This window comes from Paenibacillus phytorum, assembly GCF_013141715.1.
Classification (GTDB): Bacteria; Bacillota; Bacilli; order Paenibacillales; family NBRC-103111; genus Paenibacillus_E; species Paenibacillus_E phytorum.
This window is the reverse complement of record NZ_WHOA01000239.1, coordinates 1-11,046: the sequence shown is the minus strand read 5'-3', so window position 1 is coordinate 11,046 and position 11,046 is coordinate 1. Positions and strand designations below refer to the sequence as shown.

Annotated in this window: 7 protein-coding genes; all 7 read left to right on the top strand. The window is 44.1% G+C overall.

Features of this window, described 5'->3' with window-relative positions; all coding sequences use genetic code 11:
- The first annotated feature begins 625 nt into the window (after positions 1-625).
- The 7 genes from GC098_RS33070 to GC098_RS33040 all read left to right on the top strand — a co-directional run bounded on the left by GC098_RS33070 (position 626) and on the right by GC098_RS33040 (position 10,876).
- Positions 626-1,576 (top strand): ABC transporter permease, encoded by a 951-nt coding sequence (locus GC098_RS33070; RefSeq protein WP_171648216.1) that lies wholly within the window; start codon positions 626-628, stop codon positions 1,574-1,576.
- 37 nt (positions 1,577-1,613) lie between these two features.
- Positions 1,614-2,495 (top strand): carbohydrate ABC transporter permease, encoded by an 882-nt coding sequence (locus GC098_RS33065; protein ID WP_171648214.1) that lies wholly within the window; start codon positions 1,614-1,616, stop codon positions 2,493-2,495.
- Between the two features lie 79 nt (positions 2,496-2,574).
- Positions 2,575-4,104: an extracellular solute-binding protein gene (locus GC098_RS33060; RefSeq protein WP_171648212.1), complete on the top strand. Its 1,530-nt coding sequence runs from the start codon at positions 2,575-2,577 to the stop codon at positions 4,102-4,104.
- Positions 4,105-4,188: 84 nt separating this feature from the next.
- Complete coding sequence (locus GC098_RS41370) at positions 4,189-6,507, top strand: helix-turn-helix domain-containing protein (RefSeq protein WP_171648210.1); 2,319 nt, start codon at positions 4,189-4,191, stop codon at positions 6,505-6,507.
- A 58-nt stretch (positions 6,508-6,565) separates the two neighbouring features.
- Positions 6,566-7,864, top strand: coding sequence for a Gfo/Idh/MocA family protein (locus GC098_RS33050; protein ID WP_171648208.1), 1,299 nt, complete (start codon positions 6,566-6,568; stop codon positions 7,862-7,864).
- Positions 7,845-8,960, top strand: a complete 1,116-nt coding sequence (locus tag GC098_RS33045; protein ID WP_171648206.1) for a glycoside hydrolase family 88 protein — start codon at positions 7,845-7,847, stop codon at positions 8,958-8,960. Before GC098_RS33050 ends, GC098_RS33045 begins: the two co-directional genes overlap by 20 nt.
- Positions 8,961-8,983: 23 nt before the next feature.
- Positions 8,984-10,876 (top strand): heparinase II/III domain-containing protein, encoded by a 1,893-nt coding sequence (locus GC098_RS33040; protein ID WP_171648204.1) that lies wholly within the window; start codon positions 8,984-8,986, stop codon positions 10,874-10,876.
- Positions 10,877-11,046: the final 170 nt, after the last annotated feature.

Genomic DNA, 11,046 nt, shown 5'->3' with positions numbered 1-11,046 from the left:
AGAACCCGCTCACTGAGCGGGTTTTTTCCTGTCTAAGGGTGGAATTGTAGACGGATTGTAGACAGGAAGTTTTAAAACTGCAAATCGATTGTAATTTGTAGACGATATGTCTACAGAGAAAAGGGTGCGACTTAAGATTGCTCATTAACTCTAGCGTGTAGTATGCAGAGCAAGCAGTTGTTGTAAGTATGTCATCAAGAGAATCGTTGCTCTTACAACTAACGATACGATAACTAATTGAAATGTTGAAAAGCCTCTTTTAAGGGGCTTTTTTACGTTAAACAGCAATATCTAGTCCTTCAGAAAAAGAGTTCTGCTAATACTACGATCATACCATCAGCCGTACTGGATTCCTACATGGGTTGTTATTTTCCTCACGACGTTTGTACGTTAGCAGTACTGTTCAAAAAATATGTTACTTTGGGGGTACTTTGGCTTGCGGAAAGCAAACAGTTTTGGAGGACTTAGAGTTAAATAGTTAAAATTTTTGCTTTAGAGCGATGGAGATACCAAGTTATGATCAATACTCATTTAAAAAGATTATTTAATTTCATATAACCTTATGTTAATGTGACTATCATCAACGAGACACATAGAGATGAAAAATGATGGGAGGGGAAACACCATGGATTCAACAACGGTGCAACATGTTAAGTTGTCGAATGCAATCTCGAAGAAGAAACGATTTCATATGATTAACGACTGGGAACTGTATATCATGCTTGTTCCGGGAATCTTGTTTTTTATCATATTTAAGTACGTCCCTATGTGGGGAATTGTGATTGCCTTTCAAGATTACAGCCCTTATAAAGGAATCACAGGAAGCGATTGGGTCGGATTCAAGCATTTTGTAACGCTATTTCATTATAATGGATTCTGGTTATTGCTGCGCAACACGCTGCTTATCAGCTTTTATAATCTAATTTTCTTTTTTCCAGTTCCGATTGTGCTTTCGCTACTGCTAAATGAAATTCGAGCTACCGTATTCAAGAAATTCATTCAGACGGTTATTTATTTACCCCACTTCCTTTCTTGGGTCGTCGTGGTCGGCATAACTTACATGCTGCTTGGCACGCAGGGTGGTCTCATTAATGAGCTCATTAAAGCAGGCGGCGGATCAGAAATTGCTTTTTTAACGACCAAAGAATGGTTCCGAGGATTGATTGTCAGTCAAAGCATTTGGAAGGAAGCCGGCTGGGGGACGATTATTTTTCTTGCAGCACTAGCAGGTGTCGATCCGCAGCTTTATGAAGCGGCCATCGTTGACGGAGCTGGACGGTGGAGACAGCTCTGGCACATTACGCTTCCGGCGATTCGCAGCACGATACTCATATTGCTCATATTGCGCATGGGCAGCGTTCTTGATATCGGATTCGAGCATATTTTCCTCATGCTTAATTCGACGGTAAATGACGTAGGCGATGTGTTTGAGACGTATGTGTACCGTGAAGGACTCATTGGCGGAAAGTTCAGCTATACAACGGCTGTCGGCTTATTTAAATCCTTTGTTGGTTTGATTCTCATTATGGGTGCTAACTGGTTGACTAAAAAATTCGGCGAAGAAGGCGTCTACTAATCAAGTAGAGCCCCTGATTCTGATAGGAGGCACCGATTTGTTACACTATAAACCGTCTATTGGCAGCAGAGCTTTTGATATTGGCAATGTGTGCATTCTTCTTCTTTTCTCGATCATCACACTAATTCCGTTTCTATATGTTACTGCGACCTCACTCGCTCCATTGAAACAGGTGCTGCAAGGCGGGCTTATCCTGTGGCCGGAAACAATCGATTGGGGCGCCTACTATACGATTTTTTCCAATACGCATTTTGTCCATTCGTTATGGGTAAGTATTTTTATTACGGTAACGGGTACATTCGTCAATCTCTTGTTTACAACCTTAATGGCTTATCCGCTTTCGAAAAAAAGACTGAGAGGTCGCGGTGTAATTCTGTTTTTAGTCGTCGTAACCATGCTGTTCAGTGGCGGTCTGATTCCATCTTACCTTGTTGTCAAAAACATACATTTGCTCAACACAGTCTGGTCCGTAATTTTGCCAGGCGCAATCAGCGCATTTAATCTGATCATTATGCGAAACTTCTTTATGAGTATTCCCGAAGAGCTGGAGGAGGCCGCCCGGATTGACGGCTGTCGCAATTTTGGTGTCCTGTTTCGAGTCGTACTCCCGCTATCAATGCCAGCCTTAGCTACATTTACACTGTTTTATGCGGTCGGTCACTGGAACAACTATTTTTCGGCGGTTATGTATATAAACAAGTCCGATCTCTGGCCAATTCAGGTACTGCTGCGTCAAATGATCATCGAGGGTTCAGTCGAGCAATTTCAAAATGCTGCGCTCGAAGCCAGTGCGCAAGTGTTGCCCAAAAGTATCAAAATGGCGGCAACGATCGTTGCAACCGTGCCGATCCTGATCATTTATCCGTTTCTACAGAAGCATTTTGCAAAGGGAGTTTTGCTAGGCTCAGTAAAAGGGTAGACTTACCTTCGGGTTTAGAGGGAGCTAATTCTTTACATCGCTCTCTTACCATATCATCTTATATTCAGGAGGTCAGTGCATGAACAACAACCGCAAATTTAAGACCGTTCTTTACCTTTCAATGGTGGTAGCGATACTTGGGGGCTCCGCAATCGGCTGCTCAAAGAATGATACGGCCAGCTCGACCCAGCCTTCGTCTACGGCTAAGGTAGACACCGGCAAGCATATCAAGATCAGCTCGATGTTCCCGCTTTACGGCAATCCGGCGCAAAAGACAGAAGCATGGAAATTTATTGAAGATAAATTCAACATTGATTATGAGCCACTAGCCATCCCGAATAATAGCTCGGAAGAAAAAGAAAAGCTCGCCGTTGCGTCAGGCGATATGGCGGATTTCATGGTATGGGAATCGTTCCCTTCAGCCGATTTCTACAATTATACACAACAAGGCGCATTCCTCGCGCTTGACGAATATATCAAAAATTCACCCAATATTATGAAGTTGCCTAAGTCCGTTTGGGACAACGTAAAAATTAATGGTAAAATCTATGGAGTTCCTCGTCCGCGCCCATTAACGACTACCGCGATCATGATTCGCAAAGATTGGCTCGATAATCTAGGATTGCCTGTTCCAAAAACGACGGATGATCTGTTTAAGACGGCGGTAGCATTTACCAAGAACGACCCTGACAAAAATGGGAAAGCGGATACGTTCGGCTTTGCCGTCGGTGAAAACCTTGCGTTCCTCGAAACGGTTTGGCACGCATTCGATACCGGAAACGGCTGGAGAGTGATGGAGGACGGCACTCTAATGAACAGCGCCAGTACTCCAGGGCGCAAACAAGCGCTCACCTTTATTAGAGATCTGTATAAGGAAGGCGCCATCGATAAAGATTTTGCTGTGTTGAAAACAACACAGGTTTGGGATAAAATCAACAACGGCAATGCGGGTATTTACATTGGTAACATCAGTGATTATGCTCATTTTGTGGCGGATACAACAAAAATTAACCCGAATGCAAAATTCGAAATGATCCCGCTTGTTACTGGACCAACCGGTAAATCGGGTGTGAACGAACAAATCGGTTTTTATGGTTTGCAAGCGATCCCAGCCAAGCTTGAGAAGGATCCGGAAAAAGTAAAACGGATTATCAGCTTCCTGGATTGGCAAATGAGCGATGAAGGAGCTGTGTTCAAGGAATACGGATTAGAAGGCGTCCATTATACAAAGAATGCCGATGGAACCTTAAAGGCAAATACCGACAAGCTGAAGGCCGATGCCGTTGGAAATTTGATCTCCCAAAACAAATTCGATCCTTATTTGCTTGTTGCGAAAACAGCTGAGCCTGAAGTCCAAAAAAAGCAGCATGATATGTTTGACTATGATGTAGATAAAGGCGTAAAAAACCCGGTAATCAATTACCTGGCGCCTACGCAGATCGAAAAGGGTGCTGATCTGAACAAGCTGCGCGACGAATTCTTAGTCAGCGTAGTGATGGGCAAGAGACCGATCGAGGATTTCGACAAGTTCGCGAATGAATGGCTGGATAAAGGTGGCCGTCAACTCACGAAGGAAGTAAATGACTGGTATAAAGCAAACAAAAAATAAAAGCAATCAATAATCATCAACAAGGGAAGGTCATTTCCTCATGGGAAATGGTCTTCCAGTTGTTTCCTCGAAAGGTGGTGCAAAGTGCTACGTACAATATGGAATAGACAGTCAACTTATCGCACGCAGTTAAAGGTACTGCTTGCTGCTTCGCTTATTTCTATCATTCCAGTCATTGTACTTGGCTTCATAACTTACTTGATCGCGAGTTCCAGTATCATGCAGGGAATCAGCAAGACGAACAAAGAAACGATGCGGCAAGTCCAAGAGCGAATTGACAAGCTGCTGGTGACGAATGACAAGATTGTCTTGCAGCAAGCGTTCAATCCGACGTTAACTGATTTTTTAAAAGAGCCGGATCCTCTAGACAATATACAATCGTTAAAAAATGTAACGACCATATTAAATACGATGGAAATGCTGATCGACAATGTGGATTCCGTTTATTTATACATGAACCGCCAGCAGCTAGCTATTAATCCAAGTCAGGGCATTGTAGATGCACCCAAGCTCGGAGCGGAGCTACTTCAACGCATTAATGAAAGCAAAGAGCCTTTTTTTTGGTATGAACACAATACGACTCGATCAGAATTGAATGGCGGGTCTCATGTCATTACTTTGGTACGTCGTTTGCCAGTTTCGTCCGATCAGGCGCTTGGCTATTTGATTATCAATTTGAACGAACAGGCGATCTTTAATGTATTTGGCAGCTTGTATGCCGGCACCAACGGTGAGATGCTGATTCTTACACCGTCAGGGAGTGTTCTGTCGGATTGGCATAAGCCGCTCAATCGGGAGTTACTCAGCGATCACTCCATCCGCGCCTTGATGGCGTCCGATATTCCGGAATCATCCGATAAGATCAAGATCAACGGAGATTCGATGTTGGTCAGCTCGCTGGAATCGGACTACAATGGATGGCGGTATGTATCGATTCTGTCGCTAAGAGAACTGACAAAACCAATTCAATCTATCAAATATACGACTACTATTATTTGTCTGGCTCTTATCTTGATGGGCTTGTTTGCCTCTATTCTGCTTTCAAAGCGGTTGTTTCGGATTATTTCGGGTATTGCCGAGTCGATTCGTGTTATTGGAAAGTTTAATCCGACGTCACAGCGAAAAATGGACGAGTTCGGTCTCATCCATTATTACGTGGAAACGATACGTTCAGAGAATGATGAGCTTGAAAATCAAATTAAAGAATCGATGCCGCTCTTGCGCGCCAACTTTATTCAGCGCCTGCTTACAGAGCCATTTCGTTCCGGTGAGTTTTATGAAAAGCTCAATTATTATCAAATTCCGGTAAAATGCTCTTTTTATACTGTATTATGTATCGAGCTGGATAATCTGCGCGGACAATCTGAGCAAGACGTTAATTTGTTTTTTTATGGGGCGATTAATATTGTCAAAGAGATCATCAGCCATTATACAAACGGCATGGTGGTTAGAATGCAATCCGATCAAATTGCTGTTGTTATCAATCACGGCTTGGAAAGCGATGAGCCGAGTCTTCTGCAAGCAGAAATATTTCGTATTTCTGAAGAAATACGAACCTTAATCGAGCAAGTGCTGCGAGTAACGGCGACCATTGGTGTCGGCCACAGCTATTTGGGGCTTGAGAACATCCAACGATCATATAAAGAAGCGGTTGAAGCGCTTAAATACCAACTGTTGGAAGGAACGGGTACGGTTCTATTTATTGAACAGGTTAATCCGGAAGCAACTACGTTAACGTATCCAGTGGAGCAAGAGCAATCGGTATTAACAAATCTAAGACTTGGAAATCTTGAACAAGCAAGCAGTGCGGTCGATGATTTCGCTGTATCGTTAAAAATGAAAGGTTCGCTAACGACAGACCATGTCCGTCAATCTTTCGTTCAGCTTGTCGCAGCGACAATGCGTACATTATATGAACTTGACCCCACGGAAGGGCCAACGCTGTTTGAAGAAAATGTCTACCAGACCGTAAATGGTTTTAAGACGATGGAACACGTTGTTCAATGGCTTAAGAAGGTCATGTTCCCGACGATTATTACTCATATTCGTCATCTGCGAAGTGAACGGAACTCGTTAATTGCGGATAAAGTTCTGCGCTACATTCACGAACATTATGATGAAGACTTATCCCAGCCGTTTCTCGCAGAAATGGTCATGATACCGGTTTCACATTTCAGCAGCATATTCAAGCAGGAGGTTGGCGTAACGTTTACCGATTACGTGATCTCCTTTCGAATTGATAAAGCGAAGGAATTACTCGCGCAAACGGATTTAAAAGTGACGGATATTGCCGACCGGCTTCGCTATAACAACTCGCAAAATTTTATTCGCGCATTTAAGCGACTTACAGGAGTTACGCCAGGGGATTACAGGTCCAAGCATGTAAAGACTTTGCAACAATAACCACATGAAGTGAGCCAACTCTATCATTAACATTTATCTATGTATAGGAGAGACTGATATGCAGCAAATGAAAGCTATATTGATTGGTGCCGGAGCGCGTGGAGCACGCAGCTATGCGCCATATGCACTCGATTTCCCTCATGAATTGAAATTTGTCGCCGTAGCGGAGCCCGATCCGGAACGGCTTGAGATATTTGCTCGGGAGCACGGCATCCCACAAGAGAATTGTTACTCCTCGTGGGAAGAGATTTTGGACCAGCCCAAGCTTGCAGATTTTGCATTGATTTGTACACAGGATCGCATGCACTTTGAGCCGACTTTGCAGGCGCTCAGTAAGGATTATCATGTTCTGCTTGAGAAGCCGATGTCTCCGGAGCCAGCTGAATGCGTGAGAATGGAGCAAGCAGCGAAAGAAGCAGGAAAGCTACTGACGATTTGCCATGTGCTTCGGTATACTCCGTTCTGGCAAACGATTAAGAGGCTGATAACTGAAAAAAGAATAGGCGAAATTGTTTCCATTCAGCTAAATGAGAACGTAGGCTATTGGCATATCGCGCACAGCTTTGTTCGGGGCAACTGGAACAATTCTGACAAATCAAGTCCGATGATTTTGGCTAAATCCTGCCACGATATGGATGCGATTTCTTGGCTGATGGATCAGCCTTGTACGCACGTGAGCTCTTATGGATCCCTCATGCATTTTCATAAAGGGAATGCTCCCGAGGGTTCTACTTCGCGCTGTTTGGACGGCTGCGCCGTGGAATCGCAATGTCCTTACTCGGCTCCTAGATTTTATTTAGGCGAAGGGCTAGGGTGGGCAGGACATTTTACAAAAGAAAAAACGCGAGAAAATATTATTAAATGTTTGCAGGAAAACGACTATGGCCGCTGTGTTTATCAATCTGACAATAACGTGGTTGACCATCAGGTAGTCAATATGAACTTCGCCAATGGTGCCACTGCGATATTCAGCATGTCCGGGTTCACAAGACACCAGGAGCGCCGTATTCAGATCATGGGAACAAGAGGAGAAATCCGCGGTGAAGAGGGAAGAATCAAGCTGATGGATTTCTTGACTCATGAGGAAACTGAAATAAAGATTGCTGAGCAGACAAGCGGACATGGAGGGGGAGACAGCGGGATTATGAAGCGCTTTCTACATGAGGTTCGCAATTACAACGGCGGTGACAGTCTTACCTCCGCTTCCGCATCTGTTCGAAGTCACTTAATGGCTTTTGCGGCTGAGCAATCTCGTCTGAATCATGGTCAGTCTATTTCATTACACGACTACTATCAACTACTGTTGAATGATACTCAACAAAAAGGAAGTGGAGTTCATGTGGCGCTCGGCAATTGAAGATGCAATGCAAAAAATAAAAAATAATATCCATAACCATCCTGGACTGCTCCCCCATATTACGGAAAATCAAAGATACAAATGGGGAGAAAACGGTGATTGGATAGAAGGCTTTTATATCGGCATGATGTGGTTGTCTTATGAATACAGCGGAGATGAGGAGTTTAAACAAAGCGCGGAGTCTTTTCTAGAAAACTTTAGTCAGCGCTTGGATCAACATTACCATCTCGACCATCATGATTTGGGATTTCTATATTCACTTTCTGCTACCGCGCAGTGGATGATTACCGGAGATGAAAAGGCTCGGGCTGTAGCCTTGCAAGCGGCACGCGAGCTTAGAGATCGTTGGCGCCCTGCGATTGGCGCTATTCAAGCATGGGGAAAAGAAGGCGATCCCAAAAATGGAGGACGCATTATCATCGACTGTTTAATGAACCTCCCGCTATTATTCTGGGCTTATGAACAAACAGGCGAGAAAGATTTTTATGATATAGCCTACCGTCATGCGCATAAAAGCCGTCGTTTTCTGGTTCGAGGGGATTACTCCTCTTATCATACGTTTTATTTTGATCAGACAAATGGCAATGCTTTGCACGGGGGGACGCATCAAGGCTACGAGGACGGATCGACGTGGACAAGGGGGCAAGCCTGGGGCATTTATGGATTTGCCCTTAGCTATCGTTACACGAAAGATAAAGCTTTCTTGCAGACGGCGAAAGAAATGGCTAAATACTTTTTAGTGCATTTACCGGAAGACCACGTCGCATACTGGGATTTCGACGTTCCAATTGAAGAGAACACACCGCAGGATAGCTCCGCTTCGGCGATTGTTGCAGCGGGCTTGCTCGAGCTTCTGGATGTACTTGAGGCAGATGACGCTGATCGACCATTGCTCGAGGCTGGACTTCAGCGTTCCATGACATCACTGGTCGAGAATTACTCGACAATGAATTTGCCCGATGCCGAAGGCTTATTGCAGCATGGTTCGTATCACGTACGCGGAAACAGCGGACCAGACGATTATATGATTTGGGGCGACTATTATTATATGGAAGCTCTTGTGCGTATGGAAAAAGGGTTGAAGGGATACTGGTAGAGGTAAAGTAGAGGAGTGCGCATATGCTAAAAGAACGTTATTTGGATAATGTAAAGAATCTGTTACTTCCGCAGACGAATTATCTTCCATATCCTAAATTCAGTGATAGGGACATGTGGCAGTCCCTCAATGAATCTGTAAAGCAGGATTGGGTTACTAGAGGAGAGGAATTCCTGGCATATCCTTGGCTTCCGCTTTCCGCTACCGACTTTTTGGCGTACACGCGAGATGGCAACGTTGTGCGGTATGAAAATAAATTAAGAGAACGTAGAGTTGTGCTAGCTACGCTAGTTTTGGCAGAGTGTATCGAGGGGCGCGGCCGTTTTCTGGATATGATCATTAACGGAATATGGAGCATCTGTGAAGAAACCACATGGATCATCCCTTCCCATATGGTTTTATCCAAGGCTAGCGCCAAATTATCGCTACCTGATGTAACGGATGTGTTTATTGATTTATGCGCAGGCGAGACGGCGAACGTACTTGCTACGACGTATTACCTTTTAAAAGAGTCGTTTGATGAAGTCAGCACAAGCATTTGCGCGCGAATTCAACATGAAGTAAATCGTCGCATTCTTGATCCGTACTTGGAACGTACCGATTTATGGTGGATGGGTATGGATCCGAATCGAAAAATGAACAATTGGAATCCGTGGGTAAATTCGAATGTGCTTCTCTGCTTCTTATTATTGGAAGAGGATGAGGAGAAGCGCATTAAGGGAATCACAAAGATGATAACCAGCTTGGATCGATTTATTAATGATTCCGAAAGGGATGGCGGATGTGAAGAGGGGCCAGTTTACTGGCATCGTGCTGCCGGATCGTTATTCGATTGCTTGGAGTTATTATACGAAGCTTCTGGAGGGCAAATAAATTTGTACAATGAGCCACTCATTCAAGAGTTAGGGCGATACCTGTACAGAGTCCATATTGATGAAAATTATTACATCAACTTCGCAGATGGAAGCGCTATGCTGGAAATAGAATCAGACCTCGTTTATCGGTACGGGGTTCGGATCGGGGATCAGCGTCTTGTTAGCTTGGCAAGAAGCGCATTTTCGCTTAATGCTAAACCGCTGTCAGGCTGGCTTACGATGCATCGTGTACTGCCTGCGCTTTTCCAGGTAGGAGACAAGCTGAAGGATGACGCTTCGGCTCCATATATAAAAGACGTTTGGTTGAACGAAATCGAGGTCATGGCAGCAAGGGAGCAAGAAGGCTCGAGGTGCGGGCTCTACTTGGCAGCGAAAGGCGGACATAATGCAGAGAGTCACAATCATAATGACCTCGGTCACTTTATGGTCTATTCCGACGGCATCCCTTATCTGATTGATGTCGGTGTAGAAACATACAGTGCTAAAACGTTTAGCAAGGATCGCTATGACATTTGGACGATGCAGTCGGCGTACCATAACGTACCAATGGTAAATGGCATCCAGCAACTTCCAGGAAATAACTTCAAGGCGAGCGATGTACATTACAATACGACTCCGGACTCAGCCCGGTTCTCTTTGAACATAGCTTCCGCATACCCTGAATCATCGGGAATTGTCTCTTGGAAGCGTACATTTACCTTTTTGCGTCAGAAGGATGCTCAAATTTTGATTGAGGAAGATTTTCAGCTTAACTGTGCTACAGATGATATCAAGCTTCACTTTATAACCCCATGGGATCCTCAAATAGAAGAGAAAGGTACTATTGTCTTAAAGAGTACAGAAGACGGCCAGGTGCAGATGGATTATGATAAAAGTTTACTAGCTGCATCTAAAGAAGAAATTGTCGTGTCCGATCCCAAATTGCAAGCGGTATGGGGCCCCACTCTTTATCGAATTACCCTTAAAAGCAAGCTTCCTGTATCTAAATCCAAGTGGGGTTTGACTATTACAAATACTGATAGCAAAACAACTAAGTTATGATGCCGCTAGCGCCACTTGGGGAAAAGAAAAAAACGTTCACTCTTAGAAACGCCCTCTATAATGTTGGACAGCAAGTACAACTATGAATATTTTCAATCAGTTTATTGCAGACAAGAGCCACATTCCCTCATCGGTGCATATTATAGAAAGTTTTTAAAGAAACGAAAACA